Origin of the sequence: Massilia sp. YIM B02769 (assembly GCF_030411995.1) — a bacterium.
Lineage (GTDB): Bacteria > Pseudomonadota > Gammaproteobacteria > Burkholderiales > Burkholderiaceae_D > Telluria.
The window spans coordinates 60,176-85,735 of sequence record NZ_JASNRC010000002.1 but is presented as its reverse complement, the minus strand read 5'-3'; the positions used below and the strand labels follow the sequence as shown (position 1 = coordinate 85,735).

Here is a 25,560-nt window from a genome sequence, read left to right as displayed (position 1 = left end):
TTCGGCTGCCGTTGTCGTTTCGGCGCTCAGGCCTTGCCGATGCCGGCCAGGATTGCGGCCAGTTGCGCGGCGTCGGCCGGCTTCACCAGGTGGTGGTCGAAGCCGGCGGCGAGCGACTTGCGGCGGTCGCTGTCGTGGCCGTAGCCGGTGACGGCGATCAGCACCGCATGCGCCGTCTCGGGGAGGGCGCGCAGGCGCCGCGCCAGTTCGTTGCCGTCGATGTCGGGCAGGCCGATGTCGAGGATGCAAACGTCGGGCCGCTCGCTGCGCGCCCGCGCCAGCGCGGCCAGCGAGCCGTGTTCGACGGCGACTTGGTGGCCATAGGCTTGCAGCACCATGGCCAGCATCGCCGCCGCGTCGGCATTGTCGTCGACCACCAGCACGCGCAGGGCGGCTTTGGCGGGTGCGGCCGCGCCGTCGCCGGCGCCGGCCGCTTCCGATGCCGGGGCCGCCGCCATGCGCGGCAGGCAGACGCTGAAGCGGCTGCCCTGGCCCAGGCCCGCGCTGGCGGCGGTGACGCTGCCGCCATGCAGTTCGACCAGGCTTTTCACCAGCGCCAGGCCCAGCCCCAGGCCGCCGGCCGCGCGGTCCGAGGTCCGTTCGGCCTGGGCGAACAAATCGAAGGCACGCGCCGCCAGCTCGGGCGTCATGCCGATGCCGTTGTCGCTCACTTCGATGACCACGTGGTCGGCGCGCACTTCCGAGGTTAGGCTGATGCTGCCGCCTTCGTCGGTGTACTTGGCGGCGTTGTTCAGGATATTCGCGAGTACCTGCACCAGGCGCTGGCGGTCGCCCAGAACCACGGTGGTATCCGGCGGGATATGCGAGTGCAGGTGGTGGCGGCGCTTCTGCATCAGCGGCGCCACCTGCTCGATGGCGTCGGCCACCACGTGGCGGATGTCGACCGGCGCCATGTCGAGTTCGACCAGGCCGCGCGTGACGCGCGACACATCCAGCAAATCGTCGATCAGGTGGGTCATGTGGTCGACCTGGCGCCCGAGGATCTGGCTGGTGTGGCGCACCCGTTCCTCGTCGAGCCGGCCCAGGCGCAGCAGGTGGGCGGCGGCGCCGATCGGCGCCAGCGGGTTGCGCAGCTCGTGCGCCAGCATGGCCAGGAACTCGTCCTTGCGGCGGTCGGCCTCGCGCAGCTTGTCCTCGGCCTCCTTGCGCTTGCCGATGTCGCGGAAAAAGACCGCCAGCCGCTGCTCGGGCAGCGGGTAGGCGCGGCTCTCGATCCAGGCGCCGGCGCCGTCCGGCAGGATTTGCCGGTGCTCGAGGTACTCCGGCTGGCCGCCGGCCTGCACGCGCCGGTACAGCGCTTCCACCGGGCCGCCGGCCAGGTGCGGCATTGCGTCCCACAGCTTGCGGCCGAGCAGCTCGGCATGCGTGCGCCGGATCAGCCGGGTGCCGGTCTCGTTGACCTGCAGGATGGTCCAGTCGGCGTCGAGCAGGGCGAAGCCCTCGGCCATGTTGTCGAAGATCTGGCGGCTCTGGTCGCGCTCGGCGCGCAGCGCGGCCTGGGCGCGCAGGCTGTCGAGGGCAAACCAGGTGCGGTCGACCATGTCCTCGGCCAGGGCCACCTGCTCGGGCGTCCAGTGGTGGGCGACGTCGTCGTGCACGCTCAGGACGGCCTGCAGGCGGCCATCCTTCATCAGCGGGATGCCGAGGGCCGCGCCCATGCCGGCGGCTTGATAAGCGGCGGCATGCGGCGCGGTGGCGGCGTCGCGCGTGACGTCGTCCAGCACCAGGTTCCGGCCGGCGCGCAGCAGGTCGACGGCGGCCACGCCGAAGTCGTCGAGGCGCAGGCGCACGCCGCGCATCGAGGCCATGCCGCCGTCGGTCCAGTCGGGGTGCATGTGGATCCAGGCGCCGCCGGCGTCGGTTTCGCCGTACACGACGCGCTTGCCGCCGACCTCCTTGCCCAGCAGTTCGCTGGCGGCGGCCGTGACTTCTTCGGGATCGGTGAGCGGGCGGATGCGGTCGGCCAGGGCCAGCTGGAAGGCGTGGCGCCGGCCCGCCGTCTCCAGCGCCTCGAACAGCTGGCGGTAGCGCGCTTCGCCTTCGGCCAGGGCGATCTTGGCCAGCTTTTCGTCGTGGATGTCGGTCGAGGTGCCGAACCAGCGCTCGATCGCGCCGTCGGCGTTGACATAGGGTTCGGCGCGCACCAGGAACCAGCGGTAGTCGCCTGCGGCCGAGCGGATGCGGTGCTCGACCTGGTAGTCGCGCCGCTGTTCGTAGGCCGCGTTCCACGCCTGCATGGTGGCGGCGCGGTCGTCGGGATGGACGAATTCGCCGGCGATATCGGCGGGCGAGCTGGAATCGATCGGCACGCCGGTGTAGGCGTCCCACTGGCGGTTGAAATAGACGTTGCGTCCCGACGCGTCGACGATCCAGACGATCTGCGGAATCGAATCGGCCAGCTGGCGGAAACTGCGTTCGCTCTCGCGCAGCGCGGCTTCGGTCGCCACCTGCGCGCTGACGTCGCGGAAGTAGAAGGAGAGGCCGGCGGCCAGCGGCGCCACGCGCACGGCGTACCACTTCTGGTGTTCCGGATACCAGGCCGTGATCTCGTCGGCGGCGCGCTCGCGCATGGCATTCCGGTAGAAGGCTTCGAAGGCTGTGCCGTGCAGGCCGGGGTAGGCGTCCCACAGCGAGCGTCCGAGCAGGCTGTCGTGCGTCACGCCGAGCAGGCCTTCGGCCTGCACGTTCACGTAGGTGAATTCCCAGTCCTGGTTGAGCGAGAAGAAGCCGTCCGAGATGCTTTCCAGGATGGCGACGGCCTCGTACGCGAGCTGCTGCGGGGAGCTGGGGGCGTGCATGGAGGTCCCTTCGGCGTGGTCGATGAAAGGACGATTATAGAGGCCAATGCGGGGGGCGGTTGTACGGGTCGGATGCTGCTGGCCGCGTGAAAAACCGGTATGCGGGTGGAGTAGGGGCTGTTGCCTGTGCCGTGATGGGTATGCATGATCCGCGTGGGCTCGAGAGCCCACCCTACGGGACACGCCGCCGGCTCGCGGTGACGAAATCCCGTGACGTATCGGGCCTTGTTTTTTGCTGCCGGAAGTCCGCGGCCTTTTCCGTAGGGTGGGCTCTTGAGCCCACGCGGATTCAACACACCGTTAGCAGTGCAGGCAACAGCCCCGATAACGCCCGCCCTGCGTCAGAACTTGTGCCAGAGACGCGCGAAATAAGCCGCGCCGTTCAGGCCGAACTGCACGCTTTCGTACTTGAAGCCGTTGTCGGTTTCGTTGGCATCCTGCGTGGTCGGCTTGACGTTGAAGATGTTGGTCGCACCCAGGGTCAGCCTGGTGTTGTCGCTATACGACCAGCTGAACGAGAGGTCGGCCGAGGTCTTCGGCTTGTAGTAGGCGTTCGGCACCGGCGGGCCCGAGAAGGTGCCCAGGGTCTGCGGGCCGAAGTGGATGATGCGGAAGTCCGAACCGAACTTGCCGAGGCTGTACTCGAAGCCGAGGGTGGCCTTGCGGCGCGGGCCGCCCTGTTCGATGAACAGGCGCTCGCGCTCCGACAGCAGCACGTCCTCGAAGCCGGCCAGGGTGCTTGGCGCATGCACGCCGGTCACCTCGGTCTTGCTGAAGTTCAGCGCCAGGAAGGTGTTCAGGCGGCCGCTGCCGAGCGGCATGCGGTGCGCGGCGGTAATGTCCAGGCCCTTGGTCTCGGTGTCGACCGAGTTGACGAAGAACTGGGCTTCGCCGACGCCGAGCGAGGCCAGGGTGGCGCCCAGTGCCGGGTAGTTGTCGGCATTGAAGCGGCCCGACAGCACGATGCGGTCGTCGATGTCGATGCGGTACAGGTCGGCCGTGACCGACGTCGTCTGCGACGGCGTCCAGGTGGCGCCGACGGTGAAGCTCTTCGACGTTTCTTCCTTCAGCTTCGGGATGCCGGCCGCATTCGCGACGGCGCCGCCGTTCGGCGCCAGCACCACGTCGAGCGGTTCGCCGCTGACGAAGTCGGTGAAGGTCGACGAGAAGTAGACCTGCTGCAGCGACGGCGCGCGGAAGCCGGTGCTGGCCGAGGCGCGCAGCATCACGTCGCCGCCGAGCTTGAAGGCGGCGGCCAGCTTGCCGTCGGTGGTCGAGCCGAAGTCGGAGAAGCGCTCGTGGCGCAGCGCGGCCTGCACTTTCAGGCGCTCGGTGACGTCGGCTTCGAGGTCGAGGTAGGCGGCCGTGCTGTGGCGGCTGCGTTTGGTGGCGTCGCCCGGCTGGAAGCCCGGGAATCCCTGGCTGCCGCCGGCCCCGCCCACGCCCACGCCGTCGGCGTCGATCCAGGAGCCCTGTTCGCCGGAGAAGATGCGGTACTGCTCGTTGCGGTATTCGAAGCCGAAGGCGGCGTTCAGGCCGTTCAGGACGTTGCCGTAGTAGCGGCTGAAGTCGGCGTTGGTGGTCAGCTGGCGGAAGTCGAAGCCGCCGGCGGAAAACGAGCTCGGGCTGATGCCGGCGCCGCCGTTGGTCAGGTCGAGGTTCGCGATCGAGGCGTTCAGCGTGTTCGCGATGGTGTAGTCGAGACGGTTGTAGCCGTAGGTCTGGGAGAAGTCGCCGCTCCACTCGCCGAGTTTGGTGCGGTAGCCGGCGGTGGCGTAGCGGTCCTTCAAATCGCCATTGATGAAGGGGACGAAACCGTCCGGATACATGGCGGCCGAGTTGCGGGTCGGGATGTCCTCGGTGCCGAGGCCGCCGCGCGCGAAGGCGGCGCTCGACGCGTCGCGGCGCTGCACGCCGCCGGTCAGGTACAGCTTGCCGCTGCCCAGGGCGACGTCGCCGTTGATATACACCGTCTGGTTTTCGGTCTTGCTGTCGCCGATGATGCGCGGATTGCCTTCCTCGGCGCGGTTCGAGCGGCCGCGGTACAGGTATTCGGTGGTGATGCCGAAGCTGCCGCCGGCGACCGGGATGCCGCAGTAGGCCGAGGCCAGCCAGTTGTCGCCGTCGCCTTCCTTGTACTGGCCGAAGCCGGCCACCGCTTCGCAGCCCAGGTTTTTCTTGAGTTCGATGTTCATCACGCCGGCGATGGCGTCCGAGCCGTACTGGGCGGCGGCGCCGTCGCGCAGCACCTGCACGTTACGGATGGCCATCACGGGAATCGCGTTCAGGTCGGTGCCGGTGTTGCCGCGGTTGCGCGCGCCGAACAGATTGACCAGGGCGGTGGTGTGGCGGCGCTTGCCGTTCACCAGCACCAGGGTCTGGTCGGAACCGAGGCCGCGCAGGGCGGCGGAGTCGACCAGGTCGGCGCCGTCGGCGCCGCTCTGGCGGGTCGAGTTGAAGGAGGGGGAGATGTTGGTGAGCGTTTGCGACAGGTCGAACTGGCTGCCCTGTTCGGCCAGGCGCGTCATCGGGATGATGTCGACCGGGACCGGCGTGTCGGTGCTGGATGCGGCGCCGGTGCGGCGCGTGCCGACCACGTGCACGCTCTGGATCGCGTTGGCGTCCGCGGCTTCAGGCGTGGCGGTCTGGGCAAACGCAGGCGGAACGAAGGCGGCCAGGGCGCTGCTGCCATACAGACCAAGCAACACGGCACGGCGCAATTGAGTCGGTTTGAACACGCACATCTCCAATATGAAAAAATGCATGCTAAACAATATTAACGAACTCAACTACTGGGTGTGTCTGAAACACAACGGATGCACCGAAATGGCCTGGGTGATGATGCCGGGTGCATGAATTGGGTGCGTAGGGTGGGTTCTCGAACCCACCACTACAACGGACGATCATTCGACATGCATGCGGTGAATGGGGGGTTCGAGAACCCACCCTACGCGATTACGCGGCTTTGCCTTGCAAGGCCTCGCTGCGCAATATCTTCGCCGCCTTCACCATGTTGCGCAGCGCCGCCCGCGTTTCCGGCCAGGCGCGCGTCTTCAGCCCGCAATCCGGATTCACCCACAGGTTCCCCGCCGGGATCACCTCGGCCGCCTTGCGCATCAGGCGCGCGATGTCGTCCGTCGATGGCACCCTTGGCGAGTGGATGTCGTACACGCCCGGCCCGATCCCGTTCGGGTAGGCAAAGTCGCCGAAGCCGCGCAGCAGTTCCATGTCCGAGCGGCTGGTCTCGATGGTGATGACGTCGGCATCCAGCGCCGCGATCCCGGGCAAGATGTCGTTGAACTCGGCATAGCACATGTGGGTGTGCAGCTGGGTCGTATCGGCGATGCCGGAGGCCGAGATGCGGAAGGCGCGTGCGGCCCATCCGAGGTAGTCGCGCCAGAGCGCACGGCGCAGCGGCAGGCCTTCGCGGATCGCCGGTTCGTCGATCTGGATGATGCCGATGCCGGCCGCTTCCAGGTCTTGTACCTCGTCGCGGATGGCCAGCGCGATCTGCAGGGCGGTGGTCGAACGCGGCTGGTCGTCGCGCACGAACGACCATTGCAGGATGGTGACCGGGCCGGTGAGCATGCCTTTCACCGGACGCGCGCTGAGGCTCTGGGCGTAGGCGGTCCAGGCCACCGTCATCGCGGCGGGACGGGACACGTCGCCGAACAGCACCGGCGGCTTGACGCAGCGTGAGCCATACGATTGCACCCAGCCGTTGGCCGTGAAGGCAAAGCCGTCGAGCTGCTCGCCGAAGTACTCGACCATGTCGTTGCGTTCGGCCTCGCCATGCACCAGCACGTCGATGTCCAACAGCTCCTGTTCGCGCACGGCCTGTTCGATTTCGCGCCGCATCGCCGCTTCGTAGCTTTCTTGCGCCAGCTCGCCGCGCTTGAAGGCGGCGCGGGCGGCGCGGATGGCGGCCGTTTGCGGGAAGGAGCCGATCGTGGTGGTCGGATACAGCGGCAGCTTGAAGCGTGCCTCCTGCGCGGCCTGGCGCACGGCGAAGGGGCTCGATCGGCGGTCGGCGTCCGCTGCCAGGGTGGTAACGCGCTCCTGCACGGCGCGCTTGCGCACGCGCGGGCTGCTGGCGCGCGCCTCCACCGCCGCACGCGAGGCGCACAGTTCCAGGTACACGCTGCCTTCGCCTTCGACCAGGGCGCTGCGCAGGATGCGCAGTTCGTCCAGCTTCTCCGTGGCGCCGGCGAGCCAGCTGCGCAATTCGACGTCGATGGCGGCGTCTTCGCGCAGCGACAGCGGCACGTGCAGCAGCGAGCACGATGGCGCGATCCAGAGTTCGCCGCGGCGGCGTTCGGCCAGGGGCTTGAGGCAGGCGAGGGCGCGGTCCAGGTCGGTGCGCCAGATGTTGCGGCCGTCGACGATGCCGACCGAGAGCACCTTGTTATCGGGCAGCCAGTCGGCCACCGATTGCAGCTCGTGGGCGGCGCGCACGCCGTCGACGTGCAGGCCGGCCACCGGCAGCTTGCAGGCGATGCTCAGCTGGCCTTCGAGCGGCGAGAAGTAGGTGGCCAGCAGCAGCGGCAGGCCGGCCGTGGCCAGCGTGTGGTAGGCGCGCTCGAAGGCCAGCAGCCAGGCGCCCGGCAAGTCCAGGCCGAGGATCGGCTCGTCGACCTGCACCCACTCTGCGCCGGCCGCCTTCAATTGCACCAGCAACTGCACCCAGGCGGGCAGAAGGGTGTCGAGCAGGTCGAGCTTGTCGAAGCCGTCCTGCCTGGCTTTGCCGAGCCAGAGGAAGGTCAGCGGTCCGACCAGCGCCACCTTGACCTTGTGGCCCAGCCCCCGGGCTTGCGCCACTTCGGCCAGCAGGCGTTCGGGCGCCAGCGCGAAGCTGGTGGCGGCGTCGAACTCGGGGACCAGGTAGTGGTAGTTGGTGTCGAACCACTTGGTCATTTCCAGTGCTGGCTTGCCGCCGTGGTGGGCGCCGCAACATGCTTCGCCGTGCGCGTGTGCGTCCTCATTTGCCGCCTCGTTTGCCACCCCGCGTGCGAGGGTGAAGTAACGCGCCAGCGCCGATTCGCTGCCGTCGAAACCGAAGCGCGCCGGTTCGCAGCCGAACAGCTGGATGTGGTTCGCCACATGGTCGTAGAAGGCGAAGTCGCCGACGGTGACGTAGTCCAGCCCGGCGTTTGCCTGCTGCTGCCAGTGACGGGCACGCAGTCCGGCAGCGGTCTCTTCCAGTTGCGCTTCGCTCGCTTCACCGCGCCAGTGGCGTTCGAGGGCGAACTTCAGCTCACGTTGCAGGCCGATGCGTGGATAGCCCGGTGTATGAATCTTGATCATGATAAATCCAGTTCGTATGAATGATGCTAACGATTGTCGTCAGAACTCATGCATAATTCAAACGAAAAAATTTCGATCAAACGTGAAAATCATTCATGGCTACTTCCATCCTTGAACTGCGCCACCTGCGCACCCTGCTGGCGCTGAAAGAGGCCGGCACCATCTCGCGCGCCGCGCAATTGCTGAACGTGACGCAGTCGGCCCTGTCGCACCAGGTGCTGGCGCTGGAGCGGCAATACGAGACCGGGCTGTTCGAACGCAAGTCGTCGCCGGTGGCGTTCACGGCCGCCGGCCAGCGCTTGCTGGCGCTGGCCGAGCAGGTCTTGCCGCACATCGGCGCGGCCGAACGCGATCTTGCGCGCCTGACCAGTAACGCCACCGGCAAGCTGCGCATCGCGGTCGAGTGCCACACCTGCTTCGACTGGCTGATGCCGTCGATGGACGCGCTGCGTGCGCGCTGGCCGGAAGTCGAGCAGGACATCGTGTCGGGCTTCCAGGCCGATCCGATCGGCCTGCTGCACCAGGACCGCGCCGAGGTGGCGATCGTGTCGGAGCTGGACGAGAGCGAGACGGACGTGGACTTCCATCCGCTGTTCGAATTCGAGATGGTGGCGATCCTGCCGCTGAATCATCCGCTGCTGGCCAAGCCGTATCTGGTGGCCCAGGATTTCGCGGGCCAGGCCTTGATCACCTATCCGGTGCCGGACGACATGCTGGACCTGGTGCGACAAGTGCTGCGTCCGGCCGGCGTGGAGCCGCCGCGGCGTACGACGGAGTTGACGGTGGGGATGCTGCAGTTGGTGGCCAGCGGGCGCGGGCTGGCGGCGCTGCCGCTGTGGGCGGTGAGCGGTTACCTGGAGCGCGGCTACGTGGCGCGCTCGCGCATCGGGCCGGAGGGGCTGACGGGGCGGCTGTACGCGGTGACGCCGAAGCGGCTGGCCGGCAATGCCTGCCTGGTGGACTTCGTGCAGGTAATGCGGGAGACGTCCTTGCTGGCGTTGCCGGGGATTACCTTGCTGTAATCGGAGCAGGCCCATCCGATAGCGGCGTTGTTGGCGCCGCGTGGAAAGCTGAGGCCGCGGAGCGATTCGTTACGGCAGCAGACGTCGGATGAACACGTAACGCGTGGGCACGGGGTGCCCACCTTACGGTCTAGGCCGTAGTGCAAACGGGCGTTGCCGTGACGCCTGCAGCCGTGGGTACCTGCTTTCGAGGCCGTAGGGCAAACGGGCGTTGCCGTGACGCCCGCAGCCGTGGGCACCTGCTTTGTCAGCCGGGCGATACGCCCCGGCTCACCAGCCCGCCAACCAGCACGGCATCGACCTCCAGTGCGGTACGGATGGAGCAGGCGTGGCCGGTCGCGCGGCCCTGGCGCACGGTCAATGCCTGGCCGAGTAACAGCGTGAGCGCGCCCGCCGCCACGCCGGTGGCGCTGTCTTCCAGCGCCGGTTCAATGTGGTTGAAGTTGCGGCCCTCGACTTCGCCCTCCGCGGTGCGGCACCAGACGTAGCAGCCGTTCACGCCGGCGTTCTTGCCCCACACGTGGATCAGGGCCAGGTCCGGCTGCAGCGCATACAGCGTTTCCATATCTTCCACTTCGAGCAGCAGCTTCGGGCTGCCCACCGACAGCACGCGCGGCGGGCTGGCCAGCACCAGGTCGGGCGCCGACAGCAGGCGCAGGGGCAGGGCCGTGTCCAGCTCGAGCGCGGGCGCGTCCTGGCGCTCCAGGCGCACGAACACGTGTTCGCCATCGCGCGACAAAACCAGCGGCTGCCCGTGCATCGCCGTCGTCACCGCCAGCGGCGCGCCCGACCCGTGCCGCTCGAACAGCAGCTGCGCCGCCGCCAGGGTGGCGTGCACGCACAGCGGACTGCGCGCGTGCGGATAAACGTAGTCGAGTACGGCAACCGCAGACGACGCCTCGCCCTGCGCATCCACAGGATCGACGAACACACAGGTTACACCACGCTCGCGCGCAAACGCCCGGCGCCATCCGGGATTGCTGTTCCCCTCTTCAATGACGAGGGCCGGATTGCCCTCGCCAGCTTGTACTCCAAAACAATCGAACTCATGAACACGCATTGCTGATCCTTGCCAAATTAACCTCGTCAGTTATACTGTGTTTTTATACAGTACTTTGGTGCTGTTTGCACGTTTAATTTTTTGTCACCCCGTTTTTATCAATCCTGCCAACGATGTCCTTACCGCCCGATCCGTCGATGCAGGGCCTGCCCGACTATGTCGAGCTGTTCTGCCTCTCGAATTTTTCCTTCCTGGAAGGCGCTTCGCACGCCGAGGAGCTGGTGGCGCGGGCGGTGCGGCTGGGGTATGCGGGGCTGGCGCTGACCGACGAGTGTTCGCTGGCCGGCGTGGTGCGCGCCCATGCCGAAGCAAAGAAGGCGGCGCTGCCCTTCATCGTTGGCGCCCATTTTCATTTGCGGCAGCCCGACGGCAGCCCGGCGCTGTCGCTGATCCTGCTGGCGCAGAACCGCAACGGCTACGGCAACCTGTCCGAGTTCATCACGCTCGGGCGCACGCGCAGCGAGAAGGGGACGTATCTCTTGACCCCGGACGACATCGCCAATCCGCAGGGCGAGCTGGCCCACCTGAAGGGCATGCCCGACTGCCTGGCGATCCTGCTGCCCCAGTACCCCGGCCACGACCAGGCCGGCGTCGACCGCCTGCACGCCCAGGCGCAGTGGATCGCCGAGCAGTTCCCGAACCGCGCCTGGCTCGGCCAGGTCCTGCTGCACCGCGCGCTCGACGAGGCGCACCGCGTCACGGTGGAAGAGGTGGGCTGGCAGCACGGCCTGCCGATCGTCGCGCTCGGGCACGTGACGATGCATGTGCGCTCGCGCAAGCCGCTGCAGGACACCCTCACCGCCACCCGCCTGAACAAGCCGGTGGCCGAATGCGGCTACGGCCTGGCGCAGAACGCCGAGCAGCACCTGCGTGCGCGCCTGCGCCTGGCGAACATCTATTCGAAGGAGGCGCTGAACGAGACACTGCGTATCGCTTCCGCCTGCACCTTCTCGCTCGACGAGCTGCGCTACGAATACCCGACCGAAGTCGTGCCGCCGGGGCAGACCGCGAGCGCTTTTCTCCGCAGCGAAACCTACATCGGCGCGCACCGGCGCTTCCGCGAGGGTATTCCGGCCAAGGTGCAGGCCCAGATCGAGCACGAACTGGGGCTGATCGCCGAGATGGAATATGAACACTACTTCCTCACCGTGTACGACATCGTGCGCTTCGCCCGCTCGCAGGACATCCTGTGCCAGGGCCGCGGCTCGGCCGCGAATTCGGCGGTGTGCTACTGCCTCGGCATCACCGAGGTCGATCCGGCGCGGGCGAACCTGCTGTTCGAACGTTTCATCTCGAAAGAGCGCAACGAGCCGCCGGACATCGACGTCGACTTCGAGCACCAGCGCCGCGAAGAGGTCATCCAGTACATCTACGCCAAGTACGGCCGCATGCGCGCGGCGCTGGCGGCGGTGGTGATCAGCTACCGGCCGAAGAGCGCGCTGCGCGACAGCGGCCGCGCGCTCGGCATCGACCTTGCCATCATCGAAAAGGTCTGCAAGAACCACCACTGGTTCGACAGCAAGGAGAATCTGTTGATGCGCCTCGGCGAGTGCGGCCTCGACCCGGATACGCCGCTGTCGCTGCAATGGGCGACGCTGGCGCAGCAACTGCTGAACTTGCCGCGCCACCTGTCGCAGCACCCGGGCGGCTTCGTCATCGCGCGCGGCAAACTCTCGCGCCTGGTGCCGATCGAGAACGCGACCATGGTCGACCGCAGCGTCATCCAGTGGGACAAGAACGACCTCGAGGAACTCGGCCTGATGAAGGTCGACGTGCTGGCGCTGGGCATGCTGTCGATGCTGCGGCGCGCGCTGGCGCTGGTGAGCCTGCGCCACGACATCGTCTTCGAGATGCAGGACATCCCGTCCGACGATCAGGCGACCTACGACATGATCTGCGCCGCCGACACCGTGGGCGTGTTCCAGATCGAGTCGCGCGCGCAAATGAGCATGCTGCCGCGGATGAAACCGCGCGTCTTCTACGACCTGGTGATCGAGGTGGCGGTGGTGCGCCCCGGACCGATCCAGGGCGGCATGGTGCATCCTTACCTGCGGCGGCGCCAGGGGCTGGAACCCGTGGTGTATCCGAGCGACGATATGAAGGTGGCGTTAGAGCGCACGCTCGGCGTGCCGATCTTCCAGGAGCAGGTGATGCAGGTGGCGATCCTCGGCGCCGGCTTCACGCCGGGCGAAGCCGACCAGCTGCGCCGCGCGATGGCGGCCTGGAAGCGCAAGGGCGGACTCGAACATTATTACGACCGCATCGTGCGCGGCATGCTGGAGCGCGGCTATGAACTCTCGTTCGCCGAGCAGATCTTCAGCCAGATCCAGGGCTTCGGCGAATACGGCTTTCCCGAGTCGCACGCGGCCAGCTTCGCCTTGCTCGCGTATGCCAGTTCCTGGGTCAAGTGCCACGAGCCGGCCGCCTTTTTGTGTGCGCTGCTGAACAGCCAGCCGATGGGTTTCTACAGTCCTTCGCAACTGGTGCAGGATGCGCAGCGCCACGGCATCGAGGTGCGGCCGACCGACGTGAACATCAGCGGCTGGGATTCGACGCTGGAAGAACTGCACGACCGCACGCGCCAGCCGGCCGTGCGCCTTGGCCTGTCGCTACAGCGCGGCATGCGCCAGGAGACCGTCGCGCGCATCGAGGAAGCGCGCGCGATCAAACCGTTCGAGAGCGTGGCCGACCTGGCGCGCAGGGCAGGGCTGGACCGCAACGATTTGCAGGTGCTGGCCGGTGCGAATGCCCTGCGCTCGCTGGCCGGGCACCGGCGCGAAGCCATGTGGCAGGCGGTGGGCGCGGTGCCCGACCGCGACCTGCTGCGTCCGACCACGGTGGACGAGGAGATGCCGACCCTGGCGGCGCCGAGCGAGGGCGAGGAGATCGTCGGCGACTACCGCGCGCAAGGGCTGACGCTGGGACGCCATCCGCTGGCGCTGTTGCGCAAGCAGTTGCTGAAGCAGCGCTTCATGCCGGCATCCGTGCTGAACGAATACGCCAACGGCCAGTTGGCGCGCGGCTGCGGCATCGTCACCGTGCGCCAGCGGCCCGGCACGGCCAAGGGTGTCCTGTTCGTGACGCTCGAAGACGAGACCGGGAACGTGAACGTGATCGTCTGGCCGGACCTGGTGGAGCAGCAGCGGCGCGAGGTGCTGGGCGCGCATCTGCTTGGCGTGTACGGGGTGTGGCAGAGCGAAGGGCAGGTGAAGCACCTGGTGGCCAAGCGGCTGGTGGACATGTCGCATCTGCTGGGCAGGCTGGCGACGAGCAGCCGGGATTTTTGTTGAAGCAAACAGCCAGGAACAGATCTGTGATTCGGGGCCTGTGATTCTGACACGGCTTGGATGCGATGCCAGCTTTTCTCGACCGTGCCAAAGTCAAGCAGAGCTTGTATCCGGCTTGCCGGACCTGCGTCTCGCTACACGCACTGACTCAGGTTCGGGCGGCACGCGCCTGAGCGATTGATTTTGCCAAGTGCGCCGCGTTAGCAGGGGAACTCAACAAATGGACAGTCTCGATCAGACTGCTGTAGTGCGTCAAAGACATGATGACTGCAGCTGGCGCATCGTCGCGCGAGATAACCGTGACATCGGCATCGTCAATCACTTGGTCGATGACTGAGCAAAGATCGCCATCCGCATCGGAAAAGTCGATGATTCTCATTTTGTACTCCATCGTTGATCGCGTCACTTCATTGCCAAGAAATTCTTCATCGTGATTATCGACCAATTGAGTGTGGCATGGGCGCTTAGTCCTGGTTCGCTCCCTGCGTTTCTTCAGGCAAGCGCGCCACCACCTTGATCTCGAACTGGAAACCATACAGCCAGGTCACGCCCACCGCGGTAACGGTGGGATGGGGCGGACCGCCCCAGAATTCCTGGGCCACGCTCCAGATCCGTTCGAAGCGCGTTTCCGGATCGACGATGAAGATGGTGACGTCGACCACGTCGTCGAAGCCGCATCCCGCCGCATCCAGCACCGCGTTCAGGTTCCGGAAGGCGCGCCGGACTTGCGCGTCCAGTTCCGGCTCGGGCGAACCGTCCTCGCGGCTGCCGACCTGGCCCGAGACGAACAGGAAGCCGCCCGAGCGCACTGCCGGCGAATAACGGTTCTTTTCATATAAAGCCTGGCGTCCTGCCGGGAAGACCACGTCGCGTACTGTCATTGCTGTTCTCCTTCATCATGCCGGCCACTTGCCGGCGCATGACAAACACTGTAGCTGCCCAGGGATCGCGGATAAACAGGCAGTTCCGATCTAGACTGTTTGTATAATCCAAACAATCAAGAGGAGGTGGCGTGGACAGGTTCGACGCGATGCGGGTCTTTGCCAGGGTGGTCGAGACGGGCAGTTTTACGAAAGCGGCGCAGACGCTGCACATGAACCGCACGACGGTCACGCAGCTGGTGCAGGGGCTGGAAGCGCGCTTGCGCCTGAAGCTGCTGCACCGGACCACGCGCAAGGTGGGGGTCACGGCCGACGGCGCGGCCTATTACGAACGCATCGTGCGCCTGCTGGCCGAGCTCGAGGATGTCGAGACCAGCCTGCCGAATGCGCTGGCCGCGCCGGCCGGCGTGCTGCGCGTCGACGTGCCGAGTCCGTTTGCCACCATGCTCCTGATTCCGGCACTGCCGCGGTTTCATGCGCGCTATCCCGAGATCCGCTTCGATCTCGGCGCCAGCGACCGCAAGGTCGACCTGGTGGGTGAGAACATCGATTGCGTGGTGCGCGGCGGCGCCGTGACCGATGGCTCGCTCGTCGCCCGCCACATCGGCGATTTGCGCCTGGGCGTGTACGCGGCGCCGGCCTACCTGGCGCAGGCGGGCGTGCCTGATCACCCCGATGAATTGCTGGCCGCACGGCACAGCATCGTGCGCTTTCGCTGGTCGCGCAATGGCGGCTTTCCGTATGCGATGCACAAGGGCGGCGAGAGCGTGCAGATCGGCGGGCGCCATATCCTGTCGATCGACGACGGCAATGCGTATCTGGCCGCGGGCCTGGCCGGGCTCGGTGTGTTGTGGCTGCCCGACTACATGGCGCGCGGCCATGCCGAGGCGGGCAGGCTGGTCCCCTTGTTCGAGGACTGGGGCATCGACCCGATGCCGCTGTACGTGGCGTATCCGCCGAATCGCCACCCGAGCAAGAAACTGCGCGTGTTCATCGACTGGATGGAGGAGTTGATGGCGGCACATGCGCCGCTGCAAAATCGCAGGACCTGACGATGGTTGTCTCTTGAGGGCGTTGCTTTTTACCGACGCAGCGGACGTCATGCTTGTTTACCCGTCCTATACTGGACCTCCACCAGTCTTCATCGGGAGCCAGTCATGAAAGCGATGTATCCCATATCTGCGGCCCTTGCCGCCGCGCTTGCCTTGTCGAGCGCCGCCGCATCCGCCCAGTCCCTCAAGAAAATCGACGGCGTGCTGGCCGACGCCTCGGGCATGACGGTCTATACCTTCGACAAGGACACCGCCGGCTCGGGCAAGAGCGCCTGCAACGACGGCTGCGCCAAAATGTGGCCGCCGGTACCGGTCACGGGCGACAGCGTGACATCGCCGTACTCGGTGGTCACGCGCGACGATGGCGCGAAGCAGCTGGCCTACAAGGGCAAGCCGCTCTACCTGTACGCCAAGGATGCCAAGGCGGGCGAGCGCAAGGGCGACAAGGTGATGGATGTCTGGCACGTGGTCAGCGACTGACCCTGGCGAACCGGATCGGATCGACCACGAACGCGTGCGCAAACATGCACGCGTCCTTAAATCGGCGATCAGCTTTGCTCGGCCAGCGCGGCAAGATGGCGCAATTCGGCCAAGGTACGGCCCTGGTGGCGCCGAACGTGGCCGCACATCCAGCAGCTGCAGGATTTCGGCGTATGCAAGACCAATCCGGCCAGGCGCGGATCGGCGGGATCGTGGCGGCCGCTATACAAGCGACGTGCGTGTTTCAGTCGAGCAGCGTGGTGGCGCCGAATGGCGCGCAACATATTTTTCATGGCTTACTCCAGTGACCCCGGCGGCACGATTGCCACCGGGGATAGGTATGGAGTAACTCGTCCAGCGATACAGTTTCATTTCAGTTCCTTTACTGCGCCCAGTAATCCAGCACCAGCGAGCGCGCCAGGCTCGCGCCCAGGGTGTCGACGAAGCGCTGGTGTGCCGCATGCACCAGGTAGCCGTCGCGCGCCTCGGCGCTGGCAAACGTCAGCGTGAAGCAGTGGGTAAAGCCGTCGTTCAGGCCTTCCGGGCTGACGTTGGTGCCCCATTCGTAGGACACGATGCCCGGAATGGCGGTTGGCAGGGTGGCGAAGTCGGCCACCACGGCGTCGATCTGCTCGGGCGTGGCGGTTTCCTTGAAGGCGAACAGGACAACGTGGCGCAGGGTGGCGGATGGGTTGGCGGTCATGGCGAATGGTGTGGGTTAAAAGACAAGCAATCTTACACGCCTGTGCCAGGGCCGTGCGCGCATGCTTGCGCGTGACGCGACATCGGCGATCGGTGTAGAGTTCCCGGACCATCCTGCGAAAGGGAGTTCCCATGTTCAGCATCGACGAGTTCGCGCAACTGCAGTTCCTGGTTGGCCGCTGGCGCGGCGAAAGCGCCGACGGCAAGGTCTACTACGAAGAGTACGATCATCCCGAGCCGAACGTATTCCAGTCGCACCGCTACGCCGACGAAAGCTTCGTCGAACGCACCGACGGCAGCACCATCTCCTTCAAGGATGGCGAAGTCACCTCGCAATGGGGCGACTTCACCTGGCGCGCGTCGAGCATCGGCCGCGACAGCGCGGTCTTCGAGCCGGTCAACGCGCCCAGCCGCTTCGAGTGGCGCCGCGTCGACGAATCCACCCTGGAAGCCCACCAGCGCTGGACCGCCGAGGGCAAGGAGCAGCAGCACACGATCCGGCTGAACCGTGTGATCGCCATCTGACGCAAGGCGGCGGGCCGCCTGCTTGCCGCCCTTATTTCCGACTCATCTCGTAAGCCCTGCGGTCGAAATTGCTGTATTCGACCTCCCAGGTGCGTCCGCCATCGGTGGAGTGGCCGATCGAGAAGATGCCATGCTCGGCGCCGCCGAAATCGAGCAGTTCGCCCGAGCGCAGCGGCAGCAGCTGGCGTCCCAGGCTGCGCTTGGCCGCGTGGGTCCAGGTCTTGCCGCCGTCCTTGCTGACCTGCAGTTCCGGCTCGCTCAGCGCGCCGCCGGCCATGTACATGGTGCCGGCGTAATCGTGCCGGATCGGGGCGACCTTCACGTTGTACGGCACCTCCACCGGCTTCCAGCTGCGCGCACGGTCGTTCGAGACGAAGACGCCGGCAAAGATGCCGCCCGCGCCACCGGCCGCCGAGGTCAGCACGCCGACGGCGCCCGAGGGTTCGAAGGCCACCTCGCGCAACGGGGCCTTGTTCGGGGTGTCGAGCGTGGTCCATGTGCCGCTGGCGTAGTCGAGCTCGTGGATCGGCCCGGTAGTCACCGTGTAGCCCATGCGCTGAGCATCGCCCCACATCCAGAAGTTGTGGGCGCCGGTCCAGAAGCTGAAGCCGACATCGAGCGATGCCACCGGTTTCCAGTTCCCGGAATGCAGCGCCGGCGTATGCAGGACGGTCACGGTACTCCCGCTGTGCACGCCGACGGTCCAGCCGGCCTTGCGGCTGCCGGTGATGCCGACGATGTTCCCGGCGGGCAGGTTGCCGGTGGCTACCGGCAGCAGCTTGTCTTCCTGCGGCGGCTTGCGCAGCAGGGTGCTGAATTCGCCGACGGCCAGCAGTTCGGCGTCGGGCAGGTCGGCCGCCGTCACGCACAGCAGCGAGTCGATGCCGGGGCCGCGCAGTGCGCTCCAGCGGCCATCCGGCGCGCGCCGCAGCACCACGCCGAGGCGGCTGGCGGCCACCACCGCGCCATCGGGCAGTTCGGTCGGGCAGTTGGCGCCCAGCGGACGCGAGGCCGCGTATTCCTCGGCCCGGTCTGCCGGCAGGCGCGGGTGGCCCCAGCCGCTCGCCGGCGCGCGCGCGAACAGCGCCGCGTGCTGCGGCGAAGCGCGTTCGAGCAGCAGCGTGTTCGAGCCGACCCGCTCGCTGCGCCTGAACAGGATGTGGTTGTTGATCGGCGTGACGATCATGCGGCCCAGGTCGACCGGCTTGCCCGCTTCCACCACGAAGCTGTCGAGCTTCTTGCTGCCATTGTCCAGGCGCAGGATCTTGTTGCTGGTGGCATCGCGGAGCGCGTTGATCTCGTATTCGCCGGGCGGCAGCGCACCGACGAACAGCGAGGTGTCGCGCGCCATGTCGGGCGCCTTGCGTTGCAGGACGAAGTACTGCGGGGTCTCGTTGTCGCGGCCCTTGGGCGGCACCAGGTGAACCGACATGTCGGTAAAGCCCTGGACCTGGCCGGTGTTGGCGGTGATGCTCACCACTACCGGGCTCTGGTTGGCGCCGGCCGGCAGTTTCAGGGGATCGGTGGCGACGGAGACCGAGGCGCAGCCCGCCAGCGTAGCGAGCAGGACGGCAACGGGAACGGAGCGGGCAAGCTGGCTGGCAAGTGGCATGGCGGCGCAGGATGAGTTAAGAAAATGACAAGTCTAGCAGTTTCCTAAAATAAAACAATCGATTCATCATGGCGCCCGGTGCGCTCTTCAGTCCAGCCCCAGCCACCTCCGATACGACCCGTAATGGTGGATCACGAAGCCGCCGAAAGGCTGCATCGCGCCCACGCTTTGCGCCGTCGCGTTCAGCTCGCGCTCCATGTCGGCTTCCTTCAGGTGGTGGAAGGAGACCTTCCTGATCGCGTTCGGCAGCGTCTCCACGCCGATCAGCACGCGGCGGTCGATGCGTTCGGCGTACCGCAGCTCGTCCAGCGCGTGGCTGACGATGCCGTCGCCGCCATCCGCATGGTCGCGGTAGTCCATCAGCGCCACGTAGTCGTAGATGTCCTGCACGTGCTGGCTCACCGGTTTCGTTTGCCCCTTGTACTCGAGGCGCATGCCGTCGAGCCAGAAGGGAATTGCCGGCCCCAGCGGCAGGGTCTGGCCGGATGCGCGCTTGGCCGCCATCAGCGCGTCCGACAGCGCGATGAATTCGCCCAGCAGCGCCATCTTGCGGGTCGACCATTCGTCGAGGATGTGCGGTTCGATGTCGACGTTGATGCCGTCGAAACGTTCCTCGGGTGCGGCGGCCTTGTTGTAGTCGAGGACGCGCTGCAGCATGGCCAGGGCTTCCTGGCGGTGCCGGGGCAGCACGTAGCGTTCGGTGTGCAGGTAGCCCGAGCCGAGCAGGGCGTAGGCCTTCATGCCGGAGGCGTGCAGGCGCCGGATCAAACGCCGGTACGCCTGGGGCTGGCTCACGATCAGGTTGCGTCCGTCAAACGCGTCGGCATACAGGAACACGGTGTCGATCGACTTCGACTTCAGGAAGTCGATGGCGCGGCCGGCGGCGGCCGGGTCGTCCAGCATCGCGTACGAATCTTCTTCCCAGGTCCAGATGGCTCGCGGGCCGATGCGCTCGGCGGCGTGCGCCCCCAGCGCGGCAAGGCCCAGCAGCAGGGCGGCAAACCAACGGCTTGCAAACGAGCGTGTCACAGGCGGGTCTCCACGTGGTATTGGCCGACGCCGAGCGGACGGCCGGTGTCCGGATGCGAGGGCAGGACCGACACGAAATAGCTGCCCGGCGCCACCTTGCGCACATCCGGACGCAGGACGATCGTCACGGTCTCGCCCGGCGCCAGCGTGCGTACCGGCGCGGCGGTTTCGTTCAGTTCCAGCCCGTGTTCGTTGGCGACGACCAAGAGCGGCACGAACGCGGGCGAGGTGTCGACGCCGTGATTGGTGAAGGTGGCTTCGAATGCCACCTCCTTCGTGTCGGCGATGCGCCGCAGCTTGCCCACGCCGAGGTCGCCGGCGTTGGCCGCCAGCGCGGTGCCGCGCAGGGTGCGTTCGCCGCCGTAGCCGGCCAGGCGTGCATCGCCCTGCGGCAGCAATGCCGTGCTGCGTCCGGCGGTGCCGTTCGCTTCCAGGAAGTCGCGGAACTGGGCCTGGGCGCGCGCCAGGGCGCCGGCGTCGGTATTCGGATCGAGCTGCATGCCGTCGCCGACCGTGTAGAGCCGGCCCTGCGCCAGGTAGGCGGTGCCGGAGACGAAGTCGCTCATCTCGGTCTTGGTCTGCTTCAGCGGAATCACGTGCAGGTTGCGGAACGACGGCTCGGTATCGAGGCCGGTGCCGATCCAGGTCACCTCTTTCGGCGTCTTCAGGCCGTGGTTGTTGGCCAGGTAGGCCAGCAGCGAGGGCGCGATGTCGAACTGCGAGGAGATCGCCTTCACCGACAGCGGCGCCTTCAGCATCGGCGAATACACGATCAGCGGCACGTGGTAGCGCTCGATGCGCGTGTCCATCGGCAGCTCGGGCAGGCGGTGGTCGCCGGTGATGATGAAGATGGTGTTCCCGTAGTCCGGCAGCTTGGCGGCGCGCTCGAAGAACAGGCGCAAGGCGTCGTCGGTGTACAGGATGCTGGCGAAGATGTCGCGGCCGTTCCGGTAGACCGGGGAATCGGGCAGCTTCAGCCCGGCCATGCGCTCGTCGACGCGGCGCAGCCAGGCCTCCTTGCCGGGGAAGGTGAAGGGGCTGTGCATGCTGGTGGTCTGGACGATGGTCACCGCCGGGCCGGCCGGGGCCCTGGCTTCGCGCTCGGATGCCACTTCCATCAGGTCGCGGTCGGCATAGCCCCAGTCGTTGCTGCGCGCGTAGGGCGGGCCGAAGTCCTTTTCGCTGACCAGGCTGTCGACGCCCTGGCGGCGCAGGAAGATGCCTTCGTTGTCGAACTCGAGGTTCGAGCCGGAATAAAAGCGCAGCCGGTAGTCCTGGCTCTTCAGGATCGACAGCAGCGAGGCGTGGCGCGGCAGCTTGTCGCCCAGCGCCGCCAGGCCGTTCTCGCCGAAGGGAAGCGAACCGAAGACCGTGGTCAGCACGCCGAAGGTGCGGCCCTGGCCGGCCACGAAGTTCTCGAAGTACAGGCTGCGGCCGGCCAGCTCGTCGAGGAAGGGCGTGAAGCTGCCCAGGCGCGCGTTCGGTCCGGAGAAGCTGCGGCCCAGGCCTTCGACGATGATGAAGACGAGTTTGGGCGGCGGCGCGCCGGGACGCGTGTTCATCAAGGGGCCGAGGGTATCGGGCGTGCGGTCGACGTGGACGAAGGGGTAGCGCGGGTCCTGGCCGGACCAGGGTGTCTGCGCCTCCGTGCGCGGCGCGGCGGCGCCGGCGCCATGCAGGCGCGCCAGGTTGCTGTCGACGAAGAAGGCGGTCTTGTTCAGCAGGTAGTCGACGTCGGCATCGGTGCGCGCCACGGCCGGCGCGAAGCGCTGCGGCAGCAGGGCAAAGGCGCACAGGCTCACGGCGAGGGCGGCGTAGCCGGCACGGGCGCCGGGACGGAACCACCAGTCGCGCACGCTCATCGACAGCAGCGCCCACAGGCTGGCCAGCGCCGCCATCACGGCCACGCCCAGCATCGGACTCAGGGTCCAGCCGCCGGCGACGGTGGCCCCGACTTCGCTCGCCGAATAGGCAAACAGGTCGGCCCCGAGCGGCACGCCCGATACCCAGTGGTATTGCAGCAGCGCCGCATGCGCCAGCAGCAGCACGCTCCACAGCAGGCCGAGCGCCGCCGTGCGCCAGCGCTGTGAAGGAATGAAGGCCAGCGGCAGCGCGCCCACCAGGAACACGAAGGCGAAGCGACCGAGCGACAGCAGGTCGTTGCCCAGGCCCGCGCCGAACAGGCTCGATTGCGCGACGCCGGCGCCGCTGGCGTGGACGGCTTCGGCGATGCGCAGGCAGAACCAGGCCGCCACCAGTGCCGGCATTGCCGCCAGCGGAAAGGCGAGTGCCCGCCCCAGGCGCTCGAACACGGAAGGACGCAGGCTTACCACCGGCGGTACAGCCCGAAGGAGAGGCCGCGTTCGCGCGCGTCATTCCCGTCGCGCGAAACATTCACGCCGACCTTGCTGCCCCAGTCGCGCGACCAGTAGCGGATCCAGGTCAGGCTGCCGCCGCCGGAACGCGCGCGGCCGCCGGCCAGCGACAGCGGGTCGTCGCTGCGGCCGCGGTTCGCCGTGGCTTCGACGTAGCTGTCGGCGTCGCCGGCATAGTAATAACGCGCCAGCAGGCGGTCGCCGCTGCTGTGCGAACCGTCGGAGACGATGTTCTGGTGGCGCAGCTGGACGTACCAGTTGCCGACGTACTTGGCGAGGCTGACGCCGTAGATGTTCACGCGCGAATCGAAGCCGAGCACGTCGTCGCTGAGCGAGGCTTCCCAGCCGCTGCCGAGCGACTGCCAGATCTCGATGCGGCCCGCATTTTCCGGGAACAGGCGGCCGGACGGGGCGCGCTGGTAGCGCAGGTTGGCGTAGGCGCCGCGCCACAAGTCGGTGTAGGCATCGAGCGCCCAGGCATAGCCGGTCTGGTCGAAGCGGTGCGCGCGCAGGGTCTCGAAGCCGATCGAGCCGCGTTGCATGTAGTGGCGCACGCTCGCGGTCTGGTCGTTCCAGCGCGGGCCGCTTCCCACATCGGTCCAGCTGCCGGACAGGCTGGCGGCCCAGGTATAGCCGGCGGCCAGCGCCGCTTCCGGGTTGCCGGCGCGCGGCTGGGGCGTGACGGCGGCGGCGAGGGCAGGGGTGAGCGCGGCGTCGAAGGCGTCGATCTCGGCTGCGTTGCCGCCGGCTGTGCGTGCCTGCGCCAGGTCGGCGCGGGCTTCGGCCAGCTTGCCGGCGGCGCGGTAGGCGCGGGCGCGGGCCAGCCAGCTTGCCGGGTCGTTCGGACGCAGGTCGATCAGGCGGCTGTAGGCGGCAATCGCCGGTTCGGGCTGGTCGTGCCACTGGTGCAGGTTGCCGAGTGCAAGCCAGACGTCGGCGTAGTCGGGCGAGGCTTTCGCTGCCGCTTCCAGGTCGGCCTGGGCCTCGGCCCAGCGGTCCAGGCGCGTGTAGGCGATGCCGCGGCCGAGCAGGACGTCGACGTTGCCGGGCGAGCGGGTGAGCAGGGCGTTGTAGGCGGCGACCGCCAGGGCCGGCTGGCCGCTGTTGGCCAGGGCGCGGGCCTGCTCGTACTGCTCGTCGAAGGAGGCGTTGGCGGCGGGCTGGAGGTGTTCGGTGGCGGGTGGGGGCGGCTGGAAATCGATGGGCATGGGATGCAGGGGAAGCGTACGTTGGCGCAACTCTGCCCGAGCGGGTAGGGAGCGTCAAGACGTGCACGGTTGTCGAACGGCGTTTGTCACCGTAAGTCCGGATCGTCTCCGGGTTTCCGTGCCGCGAGTCCAGATCGTTTCCGGGCTTCCGTGCCGCGGGTCCGGATCGCTTCCCGTACGGTGGGCACTCCGTGCCCACGCGGATCATGCGGACCGATAGCGGGGCAGGCAACAGCCCCGATGACGCGTGCGTTTACCGCGTGGGCACAGGGGCGCCCACCCTACCTCATTGATGATGGTGGCAAGATCGTCGAGCCGGAACGAGAGGCGCTAACGATCGACGCGTGGACGGGGAACCCGTCCACCCTACCTTAGAACTCTTCCCACTCTTCGGTGGCGGTAGCGGTACGCGCAGGTTTCACGACAGGCGTTGCCGCTTTCGGCTGTGCCGCGCGCGCGACGGGCTTTGCGGGCACCAGCGCACGTGCCGGCGCCGGCGCTGCAGCCACCGCACGCCCCTCCACCCTGAACACACCCACCGCCTCCGCCAGCTTCGCCGCCTGCTCCTGCATCGCCCCCGCCGCCGCGGCCGATTCCTCGACCAGGGCCGCGTTCTGCTGGGTCGCCTCGTCCATCTGGCCGATGGCCGCGTTCACCTGCTCGATGCCGCCGGTCTGTTCCGCGCTCGCATGGGTGATCTCGGCCATGATGTCGGTCACGCGGCGGATCGAGTCCACCACCTGCTCCATGGTCGCGCCGGCCTGGTCGACCAGTTTGGCGCCGGCGTCGACCTTCGCGACCGAGTCGCCGATCAGGGCCTTGATCTCCTTGGCCGCCGCCGCCGAGCGCTGGGCCAGCGTGCGAACTTCCGACGCCACGACCGCGAAGCCGCGCCCCTGTTCGCCGGCACGCGCCGCTTCCACGGCCGCATTCAGGGCCAGGATGTTCGTCTGGAAGGCAATCCCGTCGATCACGCCGATGATGTCGACGATCTTGCGCGAGGAGGCGTTGATCGAGCCCATGGTGGTGATCACCTGGCTCACCACGGCGCCGCCGTCCACGGCCACGTTCGAGGCGGTGATCGCCAGCTGGTTGGCCTGGCGCGCATTGTCCGCGTTCTGGCGCACGGTGCCGGTCAGTTCTTCCATCGAGGCGGCGGTCTGCTCCAGGGCCGACGCCTGCTGCTCGGTACGGGCCGAGAGATCCAGGTTGCCGGCGGCGATTTCGCCCGAGGCGCCGGAAATCGTCTCGGTGCCGCTGCGCACCTGGCTGACGATGGTCACCAGGCTGTCGTTCATGTGGCGCAGGGCGCGCAGCAGGGCGCCGGTTTCGTCGCGCGCGTCGGATTCGATGCGGCGCGTCAGGTCGCCGCCGGCCACGGTTTCGGCCAGTTCCACGGCCTGGCGGATCGGCCCCACGATGCCGCGCGCCAGCAGCCAGGACGCCAGCGCGCCGAGCAGCACCGAGCACGCCGTCAGCGCCGCGATCAGGGTGGTGCCGAAGCGGGCGGTGGCGTCGATTTCCTGAGCCATGCGGGTGATGTGGGCCTGCTGCATGGCGACCAGTTGCTGCACCGATTCCTGGTAGGCCCTGGCGGTGGGCGTGAACGATTCGTCGAGGATCTTCGTTGCCAGTTCCTGGTCGCCCTCGGCCTTGGCCTTGACCGCGCTGTCGCGCGCCTTGCTGTACAGCTTGCGCTGCTCGCCGATCTTCGCGAACAGGGCGGTTTCCTCGCGGCCGGCGATCAGCGGTTCGATCTGGGCGACCAGTTCGGCCGACACCTTGGCGCTGAGCGCCGCGTCTTCCTTGAAGTAGGGGCCGAGGGCCGGGTCGCTGCTCTTGACGATGGCGGCGGTGCGGCGCACGGCCGAGAAGATCTGCGTGTACCACTCGGTAATCATGCGCTCCTTTGCCAGCGGCTGCGCCAGAATGGTTTGCGTGTCGGCGGCCACGCGCTGCAGGCGCCAGACGCCGGCCGAGGCGATCAGGACCGCCATCGCCAGGGTCAGGGCAAAGCCGATGGCCAGGCGTTTGCCGATATTCAGGTGTTTCAGGAAGCCCATGACATTCTTGCCTATACAAGTGAAGGATCGGAATATCGTAGCTTGATTTATGGAAATGTTTGTTTCTTTCGCGTTTAAGCTGCACCAACATGTCGCTTTCCAGACACTTGTTGTCAATACATAACAAGTGTTTGTGTAACT

General features: G+C 67.2%; 17 protein-coding genes. 5 read left to right on the top strand and 12 right to left on the bottom strand.

Annotation, left to right across the window (positions count from 1 at the left end; genetic code table 11):
- Positions 1 to 26 precede the first annotated feature (26 nt).
- From QPK31_RS03105 to metE, 3 genes are all read right to left on the bottom strand, one after another.
- Entirely contained in the window at positions 27 to 2,819 is a 2,793-nt protein-coding gene (locus QPK31_RS03105; RefSeq protein ID WP_290421483.1) for a PAS domain-containing protein, read from the bottom strand.
- A 341-nt stretch (positions 2,820 to 3,160) separates the two neighbouring features.
- Entirely contained in the window at positions 3,161 to 5,563 is a 2,403-nt protein-coding gene (locus QPK31_RS03100) for a TonB-dependent siderophore receptor (protein WP_290421482.1), read from the bottom strand.
- A gap of 211 nt (positions 5,564 to 5,774) precedes the next feature.
- Positions 5,775 to 8,123, bottom strand: coding sequence for a 5-methyltetrahydropteroyltriglutamate--homocysteine S-methyltransferase (gene metE / locus QPK31_RS03095; protein WP_290421481.1), 2,349 nt, complete (start codon positions 8,121 to 8,123; stop codon positions 5,775 to 5,777).
- Positions 8,124 to 8,218: 95 nt separating this feature from the next.
- On the opposite strand from metE, the gene QPK31_RS03090 reads away from it, so the two are divergent.
- On the top strand, positions 8,219 to 9,145 hold the full coding sequence (locus QPK31_RS03090; protein ID WP_290421480.1) for a LysR family transcriptional regulator: 927 nt from the start codon (positions 8,219 to 8,221) through the stop codon (positions 9,143 to 9,145).
- Between the two features lie 247 nt (positions 9,146 to 9,392).
- Here the strand turns inward: QPK31_RS03090 and QPK31_RS03085 are convergent, their stop codons facing one another.
- Positions 9,393 to 10,205 carry a PhzF family phenazine biosynthesis protein gene (locus QPK31_RS03085; protein ID WP_290421479.1) on the bottom strand — a complete coding sequence of 271 codons (813 nt, stop codon included), beginning with the start codon at positions 10,203 to 10,205 and terminating at the stop codon, positions 9,393 to 9,395.
- Between the two features lie 113 nt (positions 10,206 to 10,318).
- On the opposite strand from QPK31_RS03085, the gene QPK31_RS03080 reads away from it, so the two are divergent.
- Complete coding sequence (locus QPK31_RS03080) at positions 10,319 to 13,495, top strand: error-prone DNA polymerase (RefSeq protein WP_290421478.1); 3,177 nt, start codon at positions 10,319 to 10,321, stop codon at positions 13,493 to 13,495.
- A 145-nt stretch (positions 13,496 to 13,640) separates the two neighbouring features.
- On the opposite strand, the gene QPK31_RS03075 is transcribed toward QPK31_RS03080, so the two are convergent.
- Both QPK31_RS03075 and QPK31_RS03070 read right to left on the bottom strand, forming a co-directional pair.
- On the bottom strand, positions 13,641 to 13,871 hold the full coding sequence (locus QPK31_RS03075) for a type II toxin-antitoxin system Phd/YefM family antitoxin (protein WP_290421477.1): 231 nt from the start codon (positions 13,869 to 13,871) through the stop codon (positions 13,641 to 13,643).
- An 85-nt stretch (positions 13,872 to 13,956) separates the two neighbouring features.
- Positions 13,957 to 14,373, bottom strand: a complete 417-nt coding sequence (locus tag QPK31_RS03070; protein WP_290421476.1) for a RidA family protein — start codon at positions 14,371 to 14,373, stop codon at positions 13,957 to 13,959.
- A gap of 131 nt (positions 14,374 to 14,504) precedes the next feature.
- On the opposite strand from QPK31_RS03070, the gene QPK31_RS03065 reads away from it, so the two are divergent.
- On the top strand, positions 14,505 to 15,425 hold the full coding sequence (locus tag QPK31_RS03065; protein WP_290421475.1) for a LysR family transcriptional regulator: 921 nt from the start codon (positions 14,505 to 14,507) through the stop codon (positions 15,423 to 15,425).
- Positions 15,426 to 15,530: 105 nt separating this feature from the next.
- Entirely contained in the window at positions 15,531 to 15,905 is a 375-nt protein-coding gene (locus QPK31_RS03060; protein WP_290421474.1) for a hypothetical protein, read from the top strand.
- 382 nt (positions 15,906 to 16,287) lie between these two features.
- On the opposite strand, the gene QPK31_RS03055 is transcribed toward QPK31_RS03060, so the two are convergent.
- Entirely contained in the window at positions 16,288 to 16,608 is a 321-nt protein-coding gene (locus tag QPK31_RS03055) for a Dabb family protein (RefSeq protein WP_290421473.1), read from the bottom strand.
- A 131-nt stretch (positions 16,609 to 16,739) separates the two neighbouring features.
- Here QPK31_RS03055 and QPK31_RS03050 point away from each other — a divergent pair, with 131 nt between their 5' ends.
- A complete protein-coding gene (locus QPK31_RS03050) occupies positions 16,740 to 17,132 on the top strand; it encodes a hypothetical protein (RefSeq protein ID WP_290421472.1) in 393 nt (130 codons plus the stop codon).
- A 31-nt stretch (positions 17,133 to 17,163) separates the two neighbouring features.
- Here the strand turns inward: QPK31_RS03050 and QPK31_RS03045 are convergent, their stop codons facing one another.
- The 5 genes from QPK31_RS03045 to QPK31_RS03025 all read right to left on the bottom strand — a co-directional run bounded on the left by QPK31_RS03045 (position 17,164) and on the right by QPK31_RS03025 (position 25,419).
- Positions 17,164 to 18,744 carry a hypothetical protein gene (locus tag QPK31_RS03045; RefSeq protein WP_290421471.1) on the bottom strand — a complete coding sequence of 527 codons (1,581 nt, stop codon included), beginning with the start codon at positions 18,742 to 18,744 and terminating at the stop codon, positions 17,164 to 17,166.
- An 87-nt stretch (positions 18,745 to 18,831) separates the two neighbouring features.
- The gene (locus QPK31_RS03040) at positions 18,832 to 19,773 is read right to left on the bottom strand and encodes a hypothetical protein (RefSeq protein WP_290421470.1); all 942 of its coding nucleotides are present in this window, start codon (positions 19,771 to 19,773) and stop codon (positions 18,832 to 18,834) included.
- Positions 19,770 to 22,106 carry an LTA synthase family protein gene (locus QPK31_RS03035; protein ID WP_290421469.1) on the bottom strand — a complete coding sequence of 779 codons (2,337 nt, stop codon included), beginning with the start codon at positions 22,104 to 22,106 and terminating at the stop codon, positions 19,770 to 19,772. Before QPK31_RS03035 ends, QPK31_RS03040 begins: the two co-directional genes overlap by 4 nt.
- The gene (locus QPK31_RS03030; RefSeq protein WP_290421468.1) at positions 22,100 to 23,356 is read right to left on the bottom strand and encodes a YaiO family outer membrane beta-barrel protein; all 1,257 of its coding nucleotides are present in this window, start codon (positions 23,354 to 23,356) and stop codon (positions 22,100 to 22,102) included. Before QPK31_RS03030 ends, QPK31_RS03035 begins: the two co-directional genes overlap by 7 nt.
- A gap of 371 nt (positions 23,357 to 23,727) precedes the next feature.
- Positions 23,728 to 25,419 carry a methyl-accepting chemotaxis protein gene (locus QPK31_RS03025; RefSeq protein ID WP_290421467.1) on the bottom strand — a complete coding sequence of 564 codons (1,692 nt, stop codon included), beginning with the start codon at positions 25,417 to 25,419 and terminating at the stop codon, positions 23,728 to 23,730.
- Positions 25,420 to 25,560: the final 141 nt, after the last annotated feature.

Excerpts from the sequence above, each read along its gene's own strand:
- QPK31_RS03105 (WP_290421483.1), bottom strand. The coding sequence starts at position 2,819 with ATGCACGCCCCCAGCTCCCCGCAGCAGCTCGCGTACGAGGCCGTCGCC.
- QPK31_RS03100 (WP_290421482.1), bottom strand. The coding sequence starts at position 5,563 with ATGTGCGTGTTCAAACCGACTCAATTGCGCCGTGCCGTGTTGCTTGGT.
- metE (WP_290421481.1), bottom strand. The coding sequence starts at position 8,123 with ATGATCAAGATTCATACACCGGGCTATCCACGCATCGGCCTGCAACGT.
- QPK31_RS03090 (WP_290421480.1), top strand. The coding sequence starts at position 8,219 with ATGGCTACTTCCATCCTTGAACTGCGCCACCTGCGCACCCTGCTGGCG.
- QPK31_RS03085 (WP_290421479.1), bottom strand. The coding sequence starts at position 10,205 with ATGCGTGTTCATGAGTTCGATTGTTTTGGAGTACAAGCTGGCGAGGGC.
- QPK31_RS03080 (WP_290421478.1), top strand. The coding sequence starts at position 10,319 with ATGTCCTTACCGCCCGATCCGTCGATGCAGGGCCTGCCCGACTATGTC.
- QPK31_RS03075 (WP_290421477.1), bottom strand. The coding sequence starts at position 13,871 with ATGAGAATCATCGACTTTTCCGATGCGGATGGCGATCTTTGCTCAGTC.
- QPK31_RS03070 (WP_290421476.1), bottom strand. The coding sequence starts at position 14,373 with ATGACAGTACGCGACGTGGTCTTCCCGGCAGGACGCCAGGCTTTATAT.
- QPK31_RS03060 (WP_290421474.1), top strand. The coding sequence starts at position 15,531 with ATGAAAGCGATGTATCCCATATCTGCGGCCCTTGCCGCCGCGCTTGCC.
- QPK31_RS03055 (WP_290421473.1), bottom strand. The coding sequence starts at position 16,608 with ATGACCGCCAACCCATCCGCCACCCTGCGCCACGTTGTCCTGTTCGCC.
- QPK31_RS03050 (WP_290421472.1), top strand. The coding sequence starts at position 16,740 with ATGTTCAGCATCGACGAGTTCGCGCAACTGCAGTTCCTGGTTGGCCGC.
- QPK31_RS03045 (WP_290421471.1), bottom strand. The coding sequence starts at position 18,744 with ATGCCACTTGCCAGCCAGCTTGCCCGCTCCGTTCCCGTTGCCGTCCTG.
- QPK31_RS03030 (WP_290421468.1), bottom strand. The coding sequence starts at position 23,356 with ATGCCCATCGATTTCCAGCCGCCCCCACCCGCCACCGAACACCTCCAG.
- QPK31_RS03025 (WP_290421467.1), bottom strand. The coding sequence starts at position 25,419 with ATGGGCTTCCTGAAACACCTGAATATCGGCAAACGCCTGGCCATCGGC.